Origin of the sequence: Stutzerimonas stutzeri, assembly GCF_024448935.1 — a bacterium.
Taxonomy (GTDB): Bacteria; Pseudomonadota; Gammaproteobacteria; order Pseudomonadales; family Pseudomonadaceae; genus Stutzerimonas; species Stutzerimonas stutzeri_AO.
In genome coordinates this window covers 25898-44355 of sequence record NZ_JAMOIE010000035.1, presented here as the reverse complement: position 1 = coordinate 44355, position 18458 = coordinate 25898, and the positions used below count along the sequence as shown (strand labels likewise).

The 18458-nt window shown below is 61.6% G+C and carries 18 protein-coding genes and 1 pseudogene; 7 read left to right on the top strand and 12 right to left on the bottom strand.

Features of this window, described 5'->3' with window-relative positions; all coding sequences use genetic code 11:
- Nucleotides 1-105: 105 nt before the first annotated feature.
- From NA637_RS11960 to NA637_RS11925, 8 genes and pseudogenes are all read right to left on the bottom strand, one after another.
- The gene (locus NA637_RS11960; RefSeq protein WP_256072459.1) at nucleotides 106-1401 is read right to left on the bottom strand and encodes a flavohemoglobin expression-modulating QEGLA motif protein; all 1296 of its coding nucleotides are present in this window, start codon (nucleotides 1399-1401) and stop codon (nucleotides 106-108) included.
- Between the two features lie 312 nt (nucleotides 1402-1713).
- Entirely contained in the window at nucleotides 1714-3216 is a 1503-nt protein-coding gene (gene lysS / locus NA637_RS11955) for a lysine--tRNA ligase (protein WP_256072458.1), read from the bottom strand.
- Nucleotides 3217-3410: 194 nt separating this feature from the next.
- Nucleotides 3411-4506 (bottom strand): peptide chain release factor 2 gene (gene prfB, locus NA637_RS11950; protein ID WP_256072457.1). Its coding sequence is split into 2 segments (ribosomal slippage): nucleotides 3411-4433 and nucleotides 4435-4506, totalling 1095 coding nucleotides; the frame shifts between segments, so codons are not numbered across the junction.
- A 155-nt stretch (nucleotides 4507-4661) separates the two neighbouring features.
- Nucleotides 4662-5423 carry a tellurite resistance TerB family protein gene (locus NA637_RS11945; protein ID WP_256072456.1) on the bottom strand — a complete coding sequence of 254 codons (762 nt, stop codon included), beginning with the start codon at nucleotides 5421-5423 and terminating at the stop codon, nucleotides 4662-4664.
- 27 nt (nucleotides 5424-5450) lie between these two features.
- Nucleotides 5451-6560 (bottom strand): NADH:flavin oxidoreductase/NADH oxidase, encoded by a 1110-nt coding sequence (locus tag NA637_RS11940; RefSeq protein WP_256072455.1) that lies wholly within the window; start codon nucleotides 6558-6560, stop codon nucleotides 5451-5453.
- Nucleotides 6561-6594: 34 nt separating this feature from the next.
- Nucleotides 6595-7011, bottom strand: a pseudogene (locus NA637_RS11935) (ISL3 family transposase); the annotation flags it as partial.
- 90 nt (nucleotides 7012-7101) lie between these two features.
- Nucleotides 7102-8817 (bottom strand): single-stranded-DNA-specific exonuclease RecJ, encoded by a 1716-nt coding sequence (recJ, locus tag NA637_RS11930; protein ID WP_256072454.1) that lies wholly within the window; start codon nucleotides 8815-8817, stop codon nucleotides 7102-7104.
- 33 nt (nucleotides 8818-8850) lie between these two features.
- Nucleotides 8851-9378 carry a winged helix DNA-binding protein gene (locus NA637_RS11925; RefSeq protein WP_336605500.1) on the bottom strand — a complete coding sequence of 176 codons (528 nt, stop codon included), beginning with the start codon at nucleotides 9376-9378 and terminating at the stop codon, nucleotides 8851-8853.
- Nucleotides 9379-9576: 198 nt separating this feature from the next.
- Between NA637_RS11925 and NA637_RS11920 the strand changes: the two genes are divergently transcribed.
- The 3 genes from NA637_RS11920 to NA637_RS11910 are packed head-to-tail and all read left to right on the top strand — an operon-like array spanning nucleotide 9577 to nucleotide 11938.
- A complete protein-coding gene (locus NA637_RS11920) occupies nucleotides 9577-10326 on the top strand; it encodes a 5-oxoprolinase subunit PxpA (protein WP_256072452.1) in 750 nt (249 codons plus the stop codon).
- Nucleotides 10323-11027: a 5-oxoprolinase subunit PxpB gene (gene pxpB / locus NA637_RS11915; RefSeq protein ID WP_256072451.1), complete on the top strand. Its 705-nt coding sequence runs from the start codon at nucleotides 10323-10325 to the stop codon at nucleotides 11025-11027. The genes NA637_RS11920 and pxpB overlap by 4 nt, the downstream gene beginning before the upstream one ends.
- Nucleotides 11024-11938: a biotin-dependent carboxyltransferase family protein gene (locus NA637_RS11910; RefSeq protein ID WP_256072450.1), complete on the top strand. Its 915-nt coding sequence runs from the start codon at nucleotides 11024-11026 to the stop codon at nucleotides 11936-11938. Before pxpB ends, NA637_RS11910 begins: the two co-directional genes overlap by 4 nt.
- Before the next feature lie 118 nt (nucleotides 11939-12056).
- Here NA637_RS11910 and NA637_RS11905 read toward each other — a convergent pair whose 3' ends face one another.
- The gene (locus tag NA637_RS11905; protein WP_256072449.1) at nucleotides 12057-12599 is read right to left on the bottom strand and encodes a YaeQ family protein; all 543 of its coding nucleotides are present in this window, start codon (nucleotides 12597-12599) and stop codon (nucleotides 12057-12059) included.
- A gap of 175 nt (nucleotides 12600-12774) precedes the next feature.
- Between NA637_RS11905 and NA637_RS11900 the strand changes: the two genes are divergently transcribed.
- Both NA637_RS11900 and bfr read left to right on the top strand, forming a co-directional pair.
- The gene (locus NA637_RS11900; RefSeq protein ID WP_256072448.1) at nucleotides 12775-12993 is read left to right on the top strand and encodes a bacterioferritin-associated ferredoxin; all 219 of its coding nucleotides are present in this window, start codon (nucleotides 12775-12777) and stop codon (nucleotides 12991-12993) included.
- A 199-nt stretch (nucleotides 12994-13192) separates the two neighbouring features.
- Nucleotides 13193-13663, top strand: a complete 471-nt coding sequence (bfr, locus tag NA637_RS11895; protein ID WP_256072447.1) for a bacterioferritin — start codon at nucleotides 13193-13195, stop codon at nucleotides 13661-13663.
- Between the two features lie 156 nt (nucleotides 13664-13819).
- Here the strand turns inward: bfr and grxD are convergent, their stop codons facing one another.
- A complete protein-coding gene (gene grxD / locus NA637_RS11890; protein ID WP_256072446.1) occupies nucleotides 13820-14146 on the bottom strand; it encodes a Grx4 family monothiol glutaredoxin in 327 nt (108 codons plus the stop codon).
- A gap of 286 nt (nucleotides 14147-14432) precedes the next feature.
- On the opposite strand from grxD, the gene argF reads away from it, so the two are divergent.
- Complete coding sequence (argF, locus tag NA637_RS11885) at nucleotides 14433-15353, top strand: ornithine carbamoyltransferase (RefSeq protein WP_256072445.1); 921 nt, start codon at nucleotides 14433-14435, stop codon at nucleotides 15351-15353.
- A complete protein-coding gene (locus NA637_RS11880) occupies nucleotides 15350-16459 on the top strand; it encodes an ABC transporter ATP-binding protein (RefSeq protein ID WP_256072444.1) in 1110 nt (369 codons plus the stop codon). The genes argF and NA637_RS11880 overlap by 4 nt, the downstream gene beginning before the upstream one ends.
- A gap of 19 nt (nucleotides 16460-16478) precedes the next feature.
- Here the strand turns inward: NA637_RS11880 and tadA are convergent, their stop codons facing one another.
- Nucleotides 16479-16997, bottom strand: a complete 519-nt coding sequence (gene tadA / locus NA637_RS11875) for a tRNA adenosine(34) deaminase TadA (protein WP_256072443.1) — start codon at nucleotides 16995-16997, stop codon at nucleotides 16479-16481.
- Nucleotides 16998-17022: 25 nt separating this feature from the next.
- The gene (locus NA637_RS11870) at nucleotides 17023-18393 is read right to left on the bottom strand and encodes a multicopper oxidase family protein (RefSeq protein WP_256072442.1); all 1371 of its coding nucleotides are present in this window, start codon (nucleotides 18391-18393) and stop codon (nucleotides 17023-17025) included.
- Between the last annotated feature and the right edge of the window lie 65 nt (nucleotides 18394-18458).

The following is an 18458-nucleotide window of genomic DNA, read 5'->3' as shown; positions in this document are numbered from 1 at the left end:
GGCGTGGCCACCACAGCCGAACTGGTTGCGCTTGCGCGCAACGCGCCATACCTGGCGCACAACCAAAAAACCGGAGCGAAAACTCCGGCTTTTCGTGCGCTCCGGTCAGATGATATTGGCGTAATCCGCTTCGATCCGATCCAGGCTCAGGTGATTGAGGAAGTTGGAAAAACACATCCAGGCCGACAGTGCGTTCAGGTCCTGGAATTGTTGGGGCAGGTACTTGGGCGGCACCACCATGCCCTCCTCGACCAACTGGCGCAGGGTGCGCATGTCTTCCAGCGTGGTCTTGCCACAGAACAGCAGCGGAATCTGCTCCAGCTTGCCCTTGCGCACCGCCAGCTGGATGTAGTTGTAGATCATGATGAAGCCCTTCAGGTAAGACAGGTCCTTGGTGAAGGGCAAACCATCGGGCGTCGAACCGCGGAAGACGCGGCTGGCATTGCCGTAGCTGTCTTCCTCCGAATAACCCTGCTCACGGAAGAAGCCGAACACGTCCAGAAAATCCGCGCCTTCTTCGGCCATGTGGATGGCGCGGGTGCGGTTGGTGAGCTTGCGCAGGCGGGTCGGGTAAGACGCGAAGGCGATGACCTCCATCAGGATTGCGAGGCCTTCCTGGGTCACCGTCGATGACGGCGGACCCTTGGCGAGGAAGGTGCAGATCGGCTGGTTCTGGCCGTTGAGCGTGGTGCCGACATGCACCAGCCCCTCGTGGACCTCCAGCGCACGCACGTCGCGTTCGTTGAACATCGCATCGCTGCGAATCTTGATGTAGTCGGCGCCAGCGGCGGCGTCGGCGAGGATGCCGTCGGACTCGAACACCCGGATCACGCCCTCGCCTTCACCGAACACCAAGTCCAGCCGGCGCTGCAGCATGTCCACCGCCTGCGGGGCGTCGAGCGTTTTGGCTTCGTCTTTCAGATCGCCGCGGTCGGCGATGTTGTTCAGGTAGTCGGAAAGCATCAGCCCGAGGTCGGCGAGCGTCGGGTCACCGGCATGGAAGGCGTCCGAAGCGGCACCATAAAGCTCTTGGGAAATCAGGCCGAAATCGGCGGTGCCGCGAGCCTCGAGCATGCGGATCACCATGCGGTATTCCTTGCACATGCGTCGCATGATCTGCCCCACCGGGTTGAACTGCCCCAGCTGACGAGTGATGTCGCGCTCGATGTTCTGGAACTCTTCCTTCTTCGCGCTGGAATCGAAGCCCAGCGGACGGCCTTCGTAGTAGGCGCGGTCGACCTTGGGCAGCTCACGGCCGCCGGCGGCGAAAAAACCCTGGCGGACGTTGTCGTCCCACTTCACCGCATCGAGCACCCGCACCGGGGTTTGCGCTTCGACGATGCGATCGGACAGGCCGCGCACCGTGAGTTGGTATTCATCCAGGTTGTTGCCGGTATTCATCCGTACCTCGTCAGTGATGAGCCGTCGCCTTCAAGTTATACACCAGCGGACCCTGGCAATCCGTGCCCGGTTCGCGAACGGCCCGCTAGGCGTATGGATGTGTGTCGGCGGACATCGACCGATCTGAACCCGGCCGAAGAGGCCAACTGGGTAACATCCACGATGCCGCTTAGGCCTGAGCATGACCTTGGTGGACACCCCGGACCCCCGCCGCGATCTCGAATCACAGCGTGGGTATGACGGCCGCTCGGCCGAACATCCGAGCGGCTGCGCGGCTGCGCGGCTGCGCGGCTGCGCGGCTGCGCGCCATGCTCAGACTTCGGGACGCATGTGCGGGAACAGGATCACGTCGCGGATCGATGGCGAGTTGGTCAGCAGCATCACCAGTCGGTCGATGCCGATGCCTTCGCCCGCGGTCGGCGGCATGCCGTATTCCAGCGCGCGGACGAAGTCGGCATCGAAATGCATGGCCTCGTCGTCGCCGGCGTCCTTGTCGCGGACCTGCGCGTGGAAGCGCTCGGCCTGGTCTTCGGCATCGTTCAACTCGGAATAAGCGTTGGCGATTTCACGGCCGCCGATGAACAGCTCGAAGCGGTCGGTGACGCTTGGGTCGTCGTTGCTGCGACGCGCCAGCGGCGAGACTTCGAACGGATAACGGGTGATGAACGTCGGCTGCTCCAGCCTGTGCTCGACCAGTTCCTCGAAAATCATCACCTGCAGCTTGCCCAGCCCTTCGAAGCCGAGCACCTTGGCGCCGGCCTTCTTGGCGATGGCACGTGCGGTGTCGATGTCCTGCAGGTCGGCAGCGCTGATTTCGGGGTTGTACTTCAGAATCGCATCGAACACCGAGAGCCGCGCGAAGGGCTCGCCGAAGTGGAACAGCTTGTCGCCGTAGGGCACATCGGTGCTGCCCAGGACCAGCTGCGCCAACTCGCGGAACAGCTCTTCGGTGAGGTCCATGTTGTCTTCGTAGTCGGCGTAGGCCTGGTAGAACTCCAGCATGGTGAACTCGGGGTTGTGCCGGGTCGAAACGCCTTCGTTACGGAAGTTGCGGTTGATCTCGAAGACACGCTCGAAGCCGCCAACCACCAGGCGCTTGAGGTACAGCTCCGGCGCGATACGCAGGAACATCGGCAGGTCCAGCGCATTGTGATGGGTCTCGAACGGCTTGGCCGCGGCGCCGCCGGGAATGGTCTGCAGCATCGGCGTTTCGACTTCGAGGAAGTCGCGCTCGTTGAGGAACGTGCGGATATGCCCGATCACCTGCGAACGCACGCGAAAGGTGTGGCGAGTCTCCTCGTTGACGATCAGGTCGACATAACGCTGGCGGTAGCGCTGCTCGGTGTCGGTCAGGCCGTGGTGCTTGTCCGGCAGCGGGCGCAGCGATTTGGTCAGCAGGCGAACGTCTGTCATCTCGACATAAAGATCGCCCTTGCCTGAACGCGCCAGGGTGCCTTCGGCGGCGATGATGTCGCCCAGGTCCCAGTGCTTGATCGCTTCCAGGGTCTCGGCCGGCAGCGTCTTGCGATTGACGTAGACCTGGATGCGCCCGGTCATGTCTTGCAGCACCATGAAGGCGCCACGATTGAGCATGATGCGTCCGGCAATCTTCACCGGGATCGCCGCTTCAGCCAGCTCTTCCCTGGTCTTGTCGACGTACTTCTGCTGCAGGTCGTTGCAATAGCTGTCGCGACGGAAGTCATTGGGAAAAACATTGCCCTTGGCACGCTCGGCGGCCAGTTTCTCCTTGCGCTGAAGGATCAGGCTGTTCTCTTCCTCGTGGATGGCGTGCTGGTTCAGCGGTTGTTCGCTCATGGTTTAAAAATGCCTGGATCGAATGAATGAATCCCGGGGAGGGTGTGTTGGAAGGCGTTTCACTTCAGCCCACCATGGCCTGCCCCTATTTTGGTGGGCTGAAGCCCACCCTACATCTGGACACTGGAACTCGAGTTGGGTGGGCCGGGCGGCGTTCCGCTTCAGCCCACCCACGCTGGCCAAGCTCAGTAGCGTTAAAGCCCTTGCTTCAGACTGGCTTCGAGGTATTCGTCGATATCGCCATCGAGCACCTTGTCGCAGTCGCTGCGCTCGACGTTGGTGCGCAGGTCCTTGATGCGCGACTGGTCGAGTACGTAGGAGCGGATCTGGTGGCCCCAGCCGATGTCGGATTTGGAGTCTTCCAGTGCCTGGGACGCCGCGTTGCGCTTGTGCATTTCCTGCTCGTACAACTTGGCCCGCAGCATTTTCATGGCGGTGTCCTTGTTGGCGTGCTGGGAACGCTCGTTCTGGCAGCTGACCACAGTGTTGGTCGGTACGTGGGTAATACGCACAGCCGAGTCGGTGGTGTTGACGTGCTGACCACCGGCACCGGAGGAGCGGTACGTATCGATGCGCAGATCGGCCGGGTTGATCTCGATCTCGATGTTGTCATCGATTTCCGGCGAGACGAACACCGCAGTAAACGAAGTGTGGCGACGGTTGCCCGAGTCGAACGGGCTCTTGCGGACCAGGCGGTGAACGCCAATCTCGGTGCGCAACCAACCGAAGGCATACTCGCCCTTGATATGCAGGGTCGCACCCTTGATGCCGGCGACTTCGCCCTCGGACAGCTCCATGATGGTGGCGTCGAAGCCATGCTTGTCGGCCCAGCGCAGGTACATGCGCAGCAGCATGTTGGCCCAGTCCTGGGCTTCGGTGCCGCCGGAACCGGCTTGAATGTCGAGGTAAGCGTTATTGGGGTCCATCTCGCCGCTGAACATGCGGCGGAATTCCAGCCCTTCGAGGATGCCGCGCAGGCGGTCGAGCTCGGCGGCGACGTCGTCCACGGCGCCCTGGTCGTCTTCTTCGACGGCCATGTCGAGCAGGTCGCGGGAATCGGCCAGGCCACCCTCGAGGTCGTCGATGGTTTCGACGATCTGCGCCAAGGTGGCGCGCTCACGGCCCAGATTCTGGGCGTACTCGGGGTTGTTCCAGACGTTCGGGTCTTCGAGTTCGCGGTTTACTTCGACTAGCCGGTCATGCTTCTGATCGTAGTCAAAGATACCCCCGAATTGACAGGGTGCGCTCGGACAGGTCCTTGATGCTGTTGAGGATCGGGTTGATTTCCATAGGTCGGCAGCTCTCAATCGGACGGTGCGAAAAGCCGGCGATTATAGCGCAGCAGGCCGCTGCTGACAGCCCACACGGGACCACCGGGGCGGCAAAGTCAAGCGGAGTTGGTTCAGCAACGAGCGGAGGCGGTCCAGCGACCGCCCCGCATGCGGTCAGGCGGAAACGCCACGCACCTGGCTTTCCAGCTCGGCCTTCAGCCCCGCATCGAGCTGCAACTGGCGGGCCAGCTCGTCCAGGTAGGCACGCTCCATGAACTGCTCTTCGTCCACCATCAGTACACTGGCGATATACATCTCCGACGCCATTTCGGGCGTGGTAGCAGCCGCGGCGACGTCTACCGGATCGAGCGGTTTGTTCAGCTCGGTTTCAAGCCAACGCTGCAAAGCGGGGTCATCAGTGAGCTGGGCCAGTTCAGCCTCGATCATCTTGCGTTCCTGCTCGTCGACATGTCCGTCGGCTTTGGCCGCGGCGACCAGCGCCTTGAGGATGCCGCGGCTATGCTCTTCCACTTGTTCGGGTGGTAGTCGGTCGACTGTCTTTGGCTCGGTCTGAGTGGGGTTCGGCTGAGTCACCCCGGCCCCGCCCTGCTGTGCCTGCCAGTTGCCGTAGGCTTTGTAGGCCAGCATGCCGAGCGCGGCCAGGCCGCCATAAGTGACGGCCTTGCCACCCATGCGACGCCCTCGTCGGCTACCGAGCAACATGCCAAGCGCGCCGGTTGCCAGCGCGCCTTTCCCACCGCCGCCCGCACCTCCGAGCAAGCTGCCGAGTGGTCCGCCTGCGCCGGAAAGCATGTCACCGAGCGAGCCGCTGCTGCTGCCCTTGGGAGCGCCCGGAGGCGTAACGGAGTTCTGCTGTTTTTGTAGGAGGTCCTGCCCAGACTTGAGCAGCTGATCGAGCAAACCGGAGGCTTTCATGGTATTTCCTGCTTGCGAATGGAGGGGTCAGTCGAGCAAATCGGGAACCTGCCGGATCGGTGTATTACGATGGGCTGCACGTACATATTGGGCGGGCCAGGGCACCGAGCTATCACGCAGATCTTCGGCGGCGTGCAACGGCCAGTAAGGGTCGCGCAACAGCTCCCGCGCCAGCAGGATCAGGTCGGCCTGACCGGTGCGCAGGATGTGTTCGGCCTGGACCGCCTCGGTGATCATGCCGACCGTGCCGGTGGCGATACCCGCTTCGCGGCGGACCTGCTCGGCAAACTGGGTTTGATAACCCGGCCCAACGGGAATCTCGGCATTGACCGCCGTACCGCCGGACGACACGTCGATCAAGTCGACGCCCACCCCCTTCAGCCGACGCGCCAGTTCGACGGTTTCATCCGAATTCCATCCGTCCTGAACCCAGTCGGTTGCCGACAGGCGAACGAATAGCGGCAGCTCCTCCGGCCATACGGTGCGCACCGCCTGGGTAACCTCCAGCAGCAGCCGGATGCGGTTTTCAAACGAACCGCCATAGCCATCCTGACGCTGGTTGGAAAGCGGTGAAAGAAACTGATGCAGCAAATAGCCGTGGGCGGCGTGTATCTCTGCGATCTTGAAGCCCGCCGCCAGGGAGCGCTCGGCGGCACGAACGAATGCCTGGATGACGCCTGCGATCCCTGCGTCATCGAGCGCAGTGGGCACCGCATGCTCCGGGTCGAAGGCAATGGTCGACGGCCCCACCGGTGTCCAGCCTCCAGCGGCGATGGGAACGCTACCGTGGCGTCCGAGCCACGGCTGCCAGGTGCTGGCCTTGCGCCCAGCATGCGCCAGCTGAATGCCGGCGACCGAACCCTGAGCCTCGACGAAGCGCGTAATACGCCGCAGCGGCTCGATGTGCTCATCCGACCATATGCCCAGGTCCTCGGGTGAGATCCGCCCGTTGGCCGTAACTGCAGTTGCCTCGATGATCACCAGCCCCGCGCCACCCACCGCACGACTGCCCAGGTGCACCAGATGCCAATCGTTGGCCATGCCAGCCTTGGCCGAGTACTGGCACATGGGCGATACGGCAATACGATTGGGCAGGGTCAGCTGGCGCAGGGTGAGCGGTTGGAAGAGCTGTGTCATGGAAACCTCGACTGTATGGGATACGTTTTGGACATACTTTGTGGCGCTCGGGCATGTTCACAAGGCGCCTGATTACGGCATCCTGCTGTCGGCCGGGCAGTAAGTCCAGCAGAGCAGGTTCCTCCAGATTGGTCAGGATGCAGCGATAACGGCGGTTCAGGTACAGCCCATCGATACCCAGGCAGCGAGGCGTCTCAAAGCGGTGCCAAGCCGCCAGGAACTTGGCCTTCTTCCTAAAGATCTCGCGGATGGTCTTCTCGTCGAGCCCCGTGGTATCGGCAACTTAGGCGTAGGGGTGGTTAAAGGCTTCCGACTCGACGTGACTGTATAATCTCCGGGTCATGCGCTGGTTGTCCACCGTCTCGGGACGCGCTGGGCGAAATGTCTTTGCGCAGGCTCGGCAAGTGTAGCGGCGACGGACCACCCGAGCCGCTACTCTTCTTGTGTGGAGCGAGCCTGCTCGCGATCAAGGCCTCCACGCAGCAGCGACTCACCTAAGGCTTCTTAGCCTAGGCATGTCCCAGCGGGCAGATTAGATCGCTCAACGCGCCGCGATATGCGCCACCAGTAGCTGCACGCTTTCACGTCCGCGAAACTCGTTCACGTCCAACCTGTAGGCCAGATCGGCCCAGCGCACGGTGGGGTTGGGCCAGAGCTCGCGATCGATGTTGAAGGCAATGCCATCGAGGGTCAGCGAGCCGCATTCGCTCTTGAGCACCATCTTCAGGTGCTTCTCGCCGACCAGTCGCTGCTGCACCAGCTGAAACACGCCGTGGAATAACGGCTCGGGGAAATGCTGCCCCCAGGGCCCGGCATTGCGCAGCGCCTTGGCCAGTTCCAGATGGAACTCCTCGATGTTCAGCTGCCCGTCCGTCAACAGTCGCCCGGTGAGGTCGTCCTCGCACAGCTGGCGCCGCACCTCAGCGTCGAAGGCCGCTGCAAACGCGCCGAAATTCGCCTCCGGCAGCGACAGACCAGCCGCCATCGCGTGGCCGCCGAACTTGCTGATCAGGCCGGGATGGCGCGCCGCCACAGCATCCAGTGCATCACGGATATGAAAGCCCGGCACCGAACGCGCGGAGCCTTTCAGCACGCCCTCCCCGGCATCGGCAAAGGCGATGGTCGGACGGTGATAGCGTTCCTTGAGCCGTGAAGCGAGGATGCCGATGACGCCCTGGTGCCAGTCCGGCTCGAACAGGCAGAGGCCGAACGGCATGTCTTCGAGTGGCAAATCCTTCAACTGCGCCAGCGCCTCGCGCTGCATGCCCTGCTCAATGCCCTTGCGGTCCTGGTTGAGCTGGTCGAGCTGAACGGCCATGTCGCGCGCCAGCGTTTCGTCCTCGCAGAGCAGGCATTCGATGCCCAGGGCCATGTCGTCCAGCCGCCCCGCCGCGTTCAGTCGCGGGCCAAGGATGAACCCGAGATCAGTCGAGGTGATGCGGCTGTGATCGCGCCCGGCCACCTGCAGAATTGCCCTTAACCCGGGCCGTGCACGACCAGCACGGATCCGAGCCAAACCTTGGTGAACGAGGATTCGATTGTTCGCGTCCAGCGGCACCACATCGGCAACGCTGCCGAGCGCAACCAAGTCCAGCAGCTCGGCCAGGTTCGGCTCGGCCCAACCATTGCGGGTAAACCAGCCTTTTTCACGTAGCGCGGCGCGCAAGGCCAGCAGCACATAAAAAATCACCCCGACCCCGGCGATGCACTTGCTCGGGAAGGCGCATTCCGGCTGATTGGGATTGACGATGGCATCGGCCGCCGGAAGCTCCGAGCCCGGCAGGTGATGGTCGGTCACCAGCACCTTGAGCCCCGCCGCTTTGGCCGCCGCGACGCCATCCACGCTGGAGATGCCGTTGTCCACGGTCACCAGCAGATCAGGCCGACGCTCGAGCGCCACGGCTACAATTTCCGGCGTCAGGCCGTAGCCATACTCGAAGCGATTGGGCACCAGATAATCCACATGGGCTGCGCCCAATTGGCGCAACCCCAGCACGCCGACGGTACTGGCGGTGGCGCCGTCGGCATCGAAGTCGCCGACGAAGAGGATGCGCTGGCGGGCTTCCAGCGCCTCGACCAGCAATACCACAGCGGCATCGATGCCCTTGAGCTGGCCATAGGGGATCAACCGCGCCAGGCCCTTGTCCAGCTCGCTGATGGACTGCACACCACGGGCTGCGTAGAGACGCGTCAGCAGCGGCGGCAGGTCGCCCAGGTCGGGGAGCAGTGCGGGAAGAGGACGGGATTCGATGCGCATCTGTTGATTATCCGGCATGCAGCGTGAAGTGGGTCAGAGTGATGTAGCAGCGCGCGCGGCCTGGTCGTAGAGACCGGACATGGCACGCAGCAGCCCGGCGAGACGGTGAATATCGTCAGGGTCGATGTTGAGGTTTTCGAAGGATGCGATCAGGCATTCACGACGGATATCGGCGTACTCCCGGCACAGCGCGCAACCCTTTTCAGTGGGGCGATAGTACATTTCCTTGCCCTGCTTCTCGCCTTCCACCAGACCGAGCTTGCCGAGCTTCTTCAAGGCGTAGGTCACGGTGTGAGTGTCTTCGATATTAAGCAGCAGGCAGATGTCCGCTTGTCGCTTGGCACGGCCGCGGCTCGCCAGATTGTGCAGCACCATGACGTCCAGCGCGTTCATTTCCATGGCACCAGAAGCTTTCATGCAGCGCTCCATCCAGCGCATTAGCGCCGCGCTGGCAACGATGATGCCGTACTCGAGCTCGGAAAGTTCCTGCGATTGTTCGGCGAGATGCGCCGACGCGACGATGGACGATCGCAACGGCCGAGGGGATTTAGCGTCAACCATCTTGTGGACCATGACCTGAAGGGCGAAGCGTGATGTCGCCCGGTGAATCGGGTCGGTAAGCATACAGCAATGAGCCTGCAGCGACCTTCAGGAAGCCTTACATTAAGTTTTTATTGATAAATCATCGATAATTTATCATCGTAACGTCACTCACCCACCGGCATGCCGGTTCGGGCCTGCAGTTAAGCGAGGATTGGTATGAAACGTCTACTTCTCAACTGCGACATCGGCGAGAGCTTCGGGGCCTGGACCATGGGCCTGGATGCCGAGGTCATGCCGTTCATCGATTGCGCCAACGTGGCGTGCGGTTTCCATGCGTCGGATCCGCAGATCATGCGACGCACCGTCGCGCTGGCAACGCAGCATGACGTCCAGATCGGCGCACATCCGGCCTACCCCGATCTGGTCGGCTTCGGTCGCCGCTCCATGGCGTGTACGCCGGACGAAGTGGAGAACATGCTGCTCTATCAAATAGGCGCGCTGGATGGCATCTGTCGCGCCGAGGGCACCCAGGTCCGTTACGTCAAACCGCACGGTGCGCTCTACAATGACATGATGCGCACGCCCGAACTCCTCCGCGCAGTAATGAGTGCGGTTACCGCCTATTCTCCGTCGCTTCCCCTGATGCTGATGTCCACCTGCGATAACAGCGCTGCGCAAGCGCTGGCGGACGAACTGGGCCTGATGCTGTGGTTCGAGGTGTTCGCTGATCGCGCCTACGATGCGGCCGGCATGCTGGTATCCAGAGCCTTGCCCGGGGCGGTACATCACGATGCCGATACCGTCGCGGCCCAGGCGCTGAGCCTGGCCAAGGGCGAACCGCTGACCGCCAGCGACGGCAGCCCTCTGGTGCTGCGCGCCGACACACTCTGCGTCCACGGCGACAACGCCGGTTCGGTCGCCGCCGTGCAGCGCATCCGGCAGGCGCTCGAGAACCTGCCGGCATGAAGGCGCGTATCGAAGTCGTCGGCATCGACAGCCTGATGCTGCGCCTGTTCGACGAGATCGACGAAGCCCATATGCCCTGGCTGCTGGCCGCTGCACGGCGCCTGCGTGAAACCTTCGGCACCGCGATGATTGATCTGGTGCCGTCCTACACCACCCTTCTCATTCATTACGACCTGGCTCAACTGGATGACGACCAGGCGCGTCAGCGGGTAGCGCAGGCGCTGCATGAACTGCAGCCGGATGCAGAGGGCCAGGCGCGCGAACTGGACATCCCGGTCTGGTACGACCCAAGCGTCGGCCCGGAACTCGACGCACTGGGGCAGCGCAGCGGGCTCGGCGTTTCCGGCGTAATCGAGCGCCACAGCGCCCGGACCTATCAGGTTTTCGCGCTGGGCTTTGCGCCGGGGTTCGCCTTCATGGGGCTGGTCGACGAATGCCTCGCCAGCCCGCGCCTGCAGACACCACGCAAGCAGGTACCAGCCGGCAGTCTAGGGATCGCCGACCGCCAGACGGCCATCTATCCGCTGGTTTCGCCCGGCGGCTGGAACCTCATCGGCCGCAGCCCGACGCGCCTGTTCGATCGGGAACTGGACGGCTACAGCATCTGGCAACCCGGTGACCGCGTGCGATTCCAGCCCATCGAACGCGCCGAGTTCGTTCGGCTTGGCGGAGACGACAGTCCTTTTGAGGTGACACCATGAGCCTGTTGATCGAGCGCAGCGGCGCCATGGCCAGCCTGCAGGACGGCGGCCGGTTTGGCGTCCGTCACCTGGGCGTGACCCAGGGCGGCGCGGCGGACTGGATATCTCAAGCATGGTCCAACTGGTTGTTGGGCAATCCGCTGCAGGCCGCAACCATCGAAATCACCCTTGGAAATTTCGCCCTGCTGGCCGAAGCTGACAGCTGCCTTGCGCTGTGCGGCGCGGACCTGGCGGCAACGCTTGATGGCCAACCGCTCGAACCGGGACGCAGCTTCAATATTCGCAAGGGTCAACGCCTGACCTTTGCCCAGCCGCGTCGAGGCGTGCGCGCCTATCTCGCCGCCCCGGGCGGCTTTAATGCGCCTCTGACCCTGGACAGTTGCGCGACGGTACGCCGCGAGGCGCTTGGCGGCCTGCACGGCGATGGCCAGCCGCTGAACCAAGGTGATCGGCTGCACTGGAGCGGCGCCGCGCCCGAGCCTCATGCACTCGATAGCGATCTGATCACACCGTTGTCATCGGCAGAACCGCTGCAGGTTGTGCTTGGCGCGCAGATCGGCGATTTCAGCGGGCAGAGCCTGTTCGACGCATTCAACAGCGGATGGACGGTGGACCAGCGCGCCGATCGCATGGGTATCCGCCTGCTCGGTCCAGTGCTGCGCAGTTCACGACAGTCGATGATTTCCGAAGGCGTGCCATTGGGGGCGATTCAAGTGCCGCCGGATGGGCAGCCCATCGTCCTGCTCAACGACCGGCAAACCATCGGCGGCTATCCCCGGCTTGGCGCCCTGACGCCACTGGCAGTCGCTCGTCTGGCGCAGTGCCTGCCAGGCACCGAGATCCACCTGAAGCCGATAGCCCTGCAGGCTGCGCAGCGCGAGCAACGCCTGTTGCTCGCCCAGTGGCAATGAGGATGTCAGCGGCGCAGTACCACAGACGGCAACCCGGCCTGTAGGGGCGCACGGTATGCATAACCCAATTCTGGCGATCCTGATTCAGACAAGAGAGCAGGTACAGTCGGCGAACGCCTCAGCCGCGCTCGCCAACCAACCACTCCAGCGGCACTTCATGCTGGCCGCGTTCGTCGGTGATGAACAATGACCCGTCGCTGACCATCACGCTCCAGCTGACCGACCTTGGCAGATCGCGCGCGACGGCCTCCAGTGCTTCCTGCCCCACCGCTACCACGTTGATCTTCTTCAGGCTGCGCACGCTGTCGAGCACCTTGGTCTGCCATACCCGCAGATTGCCGTAGGCCACCAGGCTGAAACGTTCGGCGCGCCGCGAGCACCAGGTGATCCGTTCGGCATCCGGCTGACCGACCTCGATCCAGTGCAGCACGCGGTCATCGAGGCTCTTCTCCCACAGCGCCGGCTCATCGACATCCGACAGCCCGCGGCCGAAGGCAAGCTTTTCGTCATACCAAAGCACGTAGGCGATCAGCCGTGCAACCAGCCGCTCCTCTGTTTCCGAGGGATGCCGAGCAACAGTGAAGCGCAGGTCCTGATACACGTGGCGGTCAAGATCGGTGAGATTGATCTCTACCTTATAAGGTGTGGCTTGCAGGGCCATGACAGCTCCAGGCGGCAAAAGGAGATGCAGTTTAGCCTATTGGCACAGCCTCAGAGGCGACCATAGCGTGGCTTCCCGCGCCGCCCGGAGTAGGTAAAATCCGACGAACGTTCTTTGACAATCGTTCTCATTATATTTAGCATCCGATTATTCGCAGACCCAACGGGTAGTTCATATGTACGTATGTCTTTGCCGGGGCGTTACCGACGGCCAGATCCGAGAAGCCATCTACGAAGGCTGCTGCAGCTATCGTGAAGTGCGAGACACTACTGGCGTGGCCACGCAATGCGGTAAATGCGCGTGCGTCGCCAAACAGGTCGTTCGCGAAACCTTGAGCGATATCCACAGCGCCAGCACATCGCTCGCTTACCCTGCAGGTTTTGCGTCCGCCTGAAACCCTGTCGATATTCCGGAGCCGGGCACATGCCCGGCCTTTTTCCGCCCGCGAATCAAGGCCTTGCCACCAAGTCGCGGAACAGACTTATTCTTATTCCGCTTTACCCTTTATCATTCAAGGACTTAGGTTTGACAGCGGCTAGGTTCGTGGCCAGACTGCGCTTATCAACGAATCCGATTCGACGCAGGACACCGACATGAAAGGCGACAAGCTGGTCATTCAGCATCTGAACAAGATCCTTGGCAACGAACTGGTCGCCATCAACCAGTATTTCCTGCATGCGCGCATGTATGAAGGCTGGGGACTCGACAAGCTCGGCAAGCATGAGTACGAAGAATCCATCGACGAGATGAAGCATGCTGACAAGCTGATCAAGCGCATCCTGTTTCTCGAAGGTCTGCCTAACCTGCAGGACCTCGGCAAATTGCTGATCGGTGAAAACACTCGAGAAATGCTCGAATGTGACCTCAAGCTCGAGCAAGGTGGCATCCAGGATCTCAAGGTCGCGATCGCCTACTGTGAGAGCGTCGGTGACTACGGCACCCGCGAATTGCTCGAAGACATCCTGGAATCCGAAGAAGAACATATCGACTGGCTGGAAACCCAACTGAGCCTGATCGGCAAGGTCGGCATGGAGAACTATCTGCAGTCGCAGATGGACGCGTAAAGCGTCTATGCTGTAATGAAATGGGAGCCTCGGCTCCCATTTCTTCGTTATTGCCTAGCAGTTCATCGTAAATACGAGTCGCTTCTTGACCTGAGCGAGCCGAAATACCGACGAAAAAAAACCCGCTGCCAGGCGGGTTCTCTTTCAGAGTCGCGATCAGGCGCCAGTTTTCTCGACGGCTTGCTTGATCAGCGGTTGCAGCTCACCCTTTTCGAACATTTCCAGGATGATGTCGCTGCCACCGACCAGCTCGCCATCCACCCACAGCTGGGGAAAGGTCGGCCAGTTGGCATACTTCGGCAGATTGGTGCGGATTTCAGGATTTTGCAGGATGTCGACATAGGCGAATTTCTCGCCACAGCCCATCACGGCCTGGGTCGCACGGGCAGAAAAGCCGCACTGCGGGGCGTTGGGCGAGCCTTTCATATAAAGCAGGACCGGGTTCTTTTCGATCTGCTCTTTGATGGTTTCGATGATATCCATGGGGCACCTCGGCTAGTCTCGGTTGCCATGCATTGTACAGAACAGCAGCCTAAAAGCCGAGTCACGAGCTCGGCTTTTATCTGATCGCATCCGGCACAGCTCGCCTGTAGCGCAGAAACCCGGCGCGCCGAGGCCGATTTGCGCCGGCTGAGACTTTCTGGATAAGATCGCGCCTTTCCCGTTTCGTCGCCATCTATGCGACCCCTGTCGTAGGCCCTTCTTTTTCGTCGAAATCCCCGGCCTCGACTGCGGTAATAAAAGACTGCGGTAATAAAAGGTAGTTGATATGAGCGCAAGGCATTTTCTCTCACTGATGGATTGCACGCCCCAGGAGCTGTCAGGCCTGGTCCGTCGCGGCATCGAGCTGAAGGATCTGCGCGAGCGCGGCATTCTGTTCGAGCCGCTGAAAAACCGCGTCCTGGGCATGATTTTCGAAAAAGCCTCGACCCGCACGAGACTGTCTTTCGAAGCGGGGATGATTCAGCTCGGCGGCCAAGCCGTGTTTCTCTCGCCGCGCGACACGCAATTGGGCCGCGGCGAACCGATCAGCGACTCAGCCATCGTCATGTCGAGCATGCTCGACGCCATCATGATCCGCACTTTCGCTCATTCGACGCTGACCGAGTTCGCAGCGAACTCCTCGGTGCCGGTGATCAACGGCCTTTCAGACGATCTTCACCCTTGCCAACTGATGGCCGACATGCAGACTTTTCATGAGCTGCGCGGCAGTATCGCGGGCAAGACCGTCGCCTGGGTCGGGGATGGCAACAACATGTGCAACTCCTATATGGAGGCCGCGCTTCAGTTCGATTTCCAGCTGCGTGTCGCTTGCCCGGAGGGCTACGAGCCCAAGGGGGAGCTGCTCACGCAGGCCGGTGACCGGGTACGGGTATTCCGTGACCCACGCGAAGCGGTAGCGGGTGCACATCTGGTCAGCACAGACGTCTGGGCCTCCATGGGCCAGGAGGACGAAGTCGCCGCTCGGATTGCCACCTTCCGCCCCTATCAAGTCGACCCTGCCTTGCTCGACGCGGCAGCCGAAGACGTGCTGTTCATGCATTGTCTGCCGGCGCATCGCGGCGAGGAGATCAGCCATGACCTGCTCGACGACAAGCGAGCAGTGGCTTGGCAACAGGCCGAAAACCGCCTGCATGTACAAAAGGCCCTGCTTGAGTTTCTGGTCGAGCCGGCTTACCACCACGCATGAGCCATGAACCGCTGCTGCATCTGCGTAACCTCGACTGCGGCTATGGCGGTCAGAGCATCGTGCAGAGCCTCAATCTGCACCTGAATCGCGGCGATATCGGTTGTCTCCTGGGGCCCTCCGGTTGCGGTAAAACCACTACGTTGCGGGCTATCGCCGGATTCGAGCACGTCAACGAAGGCGAGATCCAACTCGGCGACGCCGTGCTTTCGCGCCGTGGTTTCACCCTGGCGCCCGAGAAGCGCAGAGTCGGCATGGTGTTTCAGGACTATGCCCTGTTCCCGCACCTGACCGTGACCGAAAACATTGGCTTCGGCATCCGCAGGCATCCGCAATCGCAACGCATCGTGCGAGAGATGCTTGAGCTGGTGCACCTCGCGCCGCTCGGCAAGCGGTATCCGCACGAGCTTTCCGGCGGCCAGCAACAACGTGTTGCGCTCGCCCGAGCCCTTGCGCCCGAGCCGGAACTGCTTTTACTAGACGAGCCTTTCTCCAACCTCGATGGCGACCTGCGCCGGCGCCTGAGCCACGAGGTTCGCGAAATTCTCAAGGCGCGTGGCACCAGCGCCATTCTCGTCACCCACGATCAGGAAGAGGCCTTCGCTGTCAGCGATCAGGTCGGTGTGTTCAAGGATGGTCGGCTGGAACAGTGGGACACGCCGTTCAACCTCTACCATGAGCCGCTTACACCCTTCGTGGCGAGTTTCATAGGCCAGGGGTATTTCATCCGCGGCCAGCTGATCGACCCGGAGACGGTACAGACCGAACTGGGCGTCATTCGCGGCAACCGCGCCTACACCATGCCGGCTGGCAGTTCGGTGGATGTCCTGCTGCGTCCGGATGACATCGTCTATTCGCCGGAAAGCAGACTCAAGGCGCTCATTGTCGGCAAGACTTTCCTTGGTGCCTCGACGCTGTATCGCCTGCAGCTGCCTACCGGTAATCAGCTGGAGGGCATATTTCCCAGCCACGCGGACTACCCGACTGGCCAGGAAGTCGGTATTGCCATTGCTGCCGACCATTTGGTGGTGTTTCCTGCGCAGGGCAGCGTGGCCGCCCACGAAAAGCTGCCAGACGCGGGCGTGCGCCGCTACAGCAGCAACGTCTGATTGCTTACAGCGCTGCGCCTTAGCCTTCCAACGATCCTAGTTCCGCCTCGCCTCCTCGCGTCTTGAGGCGGCGCCCCTTGAAGAACTCGCTCAGCACCTGGCTGCACGCCTCCGCGCTCACCCCGCCTTCGATCAGCACGCGGTGGTTGAGGAAATGCTGCGAAAAGAACTCTCCGCGACTGATCGCAACGCCAGCCTTGGGCTCCGTGGCGCCATACACCACCCGCTGAATACGCGAGTGGACGATCAAGCCTGCGCACATGCTGCAAGGCTCCAGCGTCACGTACAGCGTGCTGCCCGGCAACCGATAGTTTTCCAGGCTCGCCGCTGCATCGCGAATCGCGACCATCTCAGCGTGAGCACTGGGGTCGTGAGTGGAGATCGGACAATTGAAACCGCGGCCGATAACCTTGCCATCCTGTACGACCACCGCACCGACCGGCACCTCCCCTCGTTTTGCGCCTTCGGCCGCAAGCGACAACGCCTCGCGCATGAACTCATCATCGCGGGAACGATCAATGATCATCGGCTTCTTCATCTATTCCACCCGCCTGTCGCTTCCATCAAACCACTTCAATCGCCGCCATCAGCCCGGTTTCCATGTGATCGATCACATGACAGTGGAACATCCAGACACCTGGATTATCCGCCACCAGCGCGATTCGGGCCGTCTCGTTCTTGCCGAGCAAGTAAGTGTCGGTATACCAGGGATCGATTCGTTTGCGGTTGGACGAGATGACCTTGAAGGTCATGCCATGTAGATGAATCGGGTGCTGATATTGGCTGAGATTGCGCAGCTCGAATAAGTAATGACCGTTTTTCTTCAACGTGGCAATGGGCCGATCCGCACAGGTCTTGTCATTGATGTCCCAAGCCTGACCATTGATCTGCCAGAACGTGAACGCGTCGCCCTGCCCCGCGTCGCTGGACAACGTGCCGGCCCACTCGAAGTTGAAGCGCAGCGTTTCGGCCCGCTGCAGGTCCGGTTCAGCGATTGGGTTGGCTGGCAGCGGTGCCGGCCAGTTACCCTCGTCTTCTGTCGTGGCGATCGAAGCGAGCGTCGCCAGCCGCAATGGGCCATTGCGCAAAGACAGCTGCTCGCCAGCAGGCGGCACCTTCAAGGCCAGGTCGATGCGCATACCCGGCCCCAGCCAATAGGTTTTGCCCAGCGGCCGCGGCGCGATCGGGTTGCCATCGATCGCATAGATACGCGCATTACCACCCGGCAGGTTCACCCGGTAGGTGACGGTGTTGGTGAGATTGATGATGCGCAAACGCACCACTTGGCCCGCCGGCAGTTCAAGGGTTGGCGCGTGCTCCCCATTAATGGTCGACAATACGCCAGGTGTTCCTCCTCGGGCAGCTTCTCGCGGTACGCTGAAATCGGTGAAGTGTCCCTGCTTGTCGACATGCCAGCTCTTGAGGCTTAGCGTTCGCTCATGGCGAAACCCGCTCGGCTCACGCTCTTCGACGATCAATGGCCCTACCAGGCCGCGCCCCAGCTGCTCGGCGCTCGACGTGTGTGGGTGATACCAGAAACTCCCCGCGTCCGGCACTTGAAACAAATAATCGAACGACTCGCCGGGCAAGACAGGCAGCTGGGAGACATAAGGAACCCCATCCATGTTCAGCGGCAGGCGGATGCCATGCCAATGGATGGTGGTGGGCTCCGGCAGGTGATTGGTGAAGCGCACCCGCAAGCACTCCCCCTGTCTGGCGCGCAATTCGGCGCCCGGCGCCTGCCCACCGTAGCACCATGCTGGGGTCTTGGTGCCGGCGATCAACTCGATATCAGCTGGAGCTGCGATCAGCTCGTAATCATGGGTAACGGGATCAGCAGGACGCCCAAACCAATAGCGTGCGCCGCCACCGACCACGCCCAACGCCGCGAGCGCCGCTAACCCGGACAGCACTTTCCTTCGGGTAAAAGTCATTTCATTCTCATCAAAACTGCACGAGCAGTGGCACAAGCAACTGGATTGGAATCGCTCGCATTTGC

Coding starts and splice junctions, on each gene's coding strand:
- NA637_RS11870 (WP_256072442.1), bottom strand. CDS start 18,393: ATGACTTTTACCCGAAGGAAAGTGCTGTCCGGGTTAGCGGCGCTCGCG.
- pxpB (WP_256072451.1), top strand. CDS start 10,323: ATGAAGGCGCGTATCGAAGTCGTCGGCATCGACAGCCTGATGCTGCGC.
- NA637_RS11940 (WP_256072455.1), bottom strand. CDS start 6,560: ATGACACAGCTCTTCCAACCGCTCACCCTGCGCCAGCTGACCCTGCCC.
- NA637_RS11910 (WP_256072450.1), top strand. CDS start 11,024: ATGAGCCTGTTGATCGAGCGCAGCGGCGCCATGGCCAGCCTGCAGGAC.
- NA637_RS11900 (WP_256072448.1), top strand. CDS start 12,775: ATGTACGTATGTCTTTGCCGGGGCGTTACCGACGGCCAGATCCGAGAA.
- lysS (WP_256072458.1), bottom strand. CDS start 3,216: ATGAGCGAACAACCGCTGAACCAGCACGCCATCCACGAGGAAGAGAAC.
- NA637_RS11905 (WP_256072449.1), bottom strand. CDS start 12,599: ATGGCCCTGCAAGCCACACCTTATAAGGTAGAGATCAATCTCACCGAT.
- tadA (WP_256072443.1), bottom strand. CDS start 16,997: ATGAAGAAGCCGATGATCATTGATCGTTCCCGCGATGATGAGTTCATG.
- NA637_RS11880 (WP_256072444.1), top strand. CDS start 15,350: ATGAGCCATGAACCGCTGCTGCATCTGCGTAACCTCGACTGCGGCTAT.
- NA637_RS11960 (WP_256072459.1), bottom strand. CDS start 1,401: ATGAATACCGGCAACAACCTGGATGAATACCAACTCACGGTGCGCGGC.
- argF (WP_256072445.1), top strand. CDS start 14,433: ATGAGCGCAAGGCATTTTCTCTCACTGATGGATTGCACGCCCCAGGAG.
- recJ (WP_256072454.1), bottom strand. CDS start 8,817: ATGCGCATCGAATCCCGTCCTCTTCCCGCACTGCTCCCCGACCTGGGC.
- grxD (WP_256072446.1), bottom strand. CDS start 14,146: ATGGATATCATCGAAACCATCAAAGAGCAGATCGAAAAGAACCCGGTC.
- NA637_RS11945 (WP_256072456.1), bottom strand. CDS start 5,423: ATGAAAGCCTCCGGTTTGCTCGATCAGCTGCTCAAGTCTGGGCAGGAC.
- NA637_RS11920 (WP_256072452.1), top strand. CDS start 9,577: ATGAAACGTCTACTTCTCAACTGCGACATCGGCGAGAGCTTCGGGGCC.
- bfr (WP_256072447.1), top strand. CDS start 13,193: ATGAAAGGCGACAAGCTGGTCATTCAGCATCTGAACAAGATCCTTGGC.
- NA637_RS11925 (WP_336605500.1), bottom strand. CDS start 9,378: ATGGTTGACGCTAAATCCCCTCGGCCGTTGCGATCGTCCATCGTCGCG.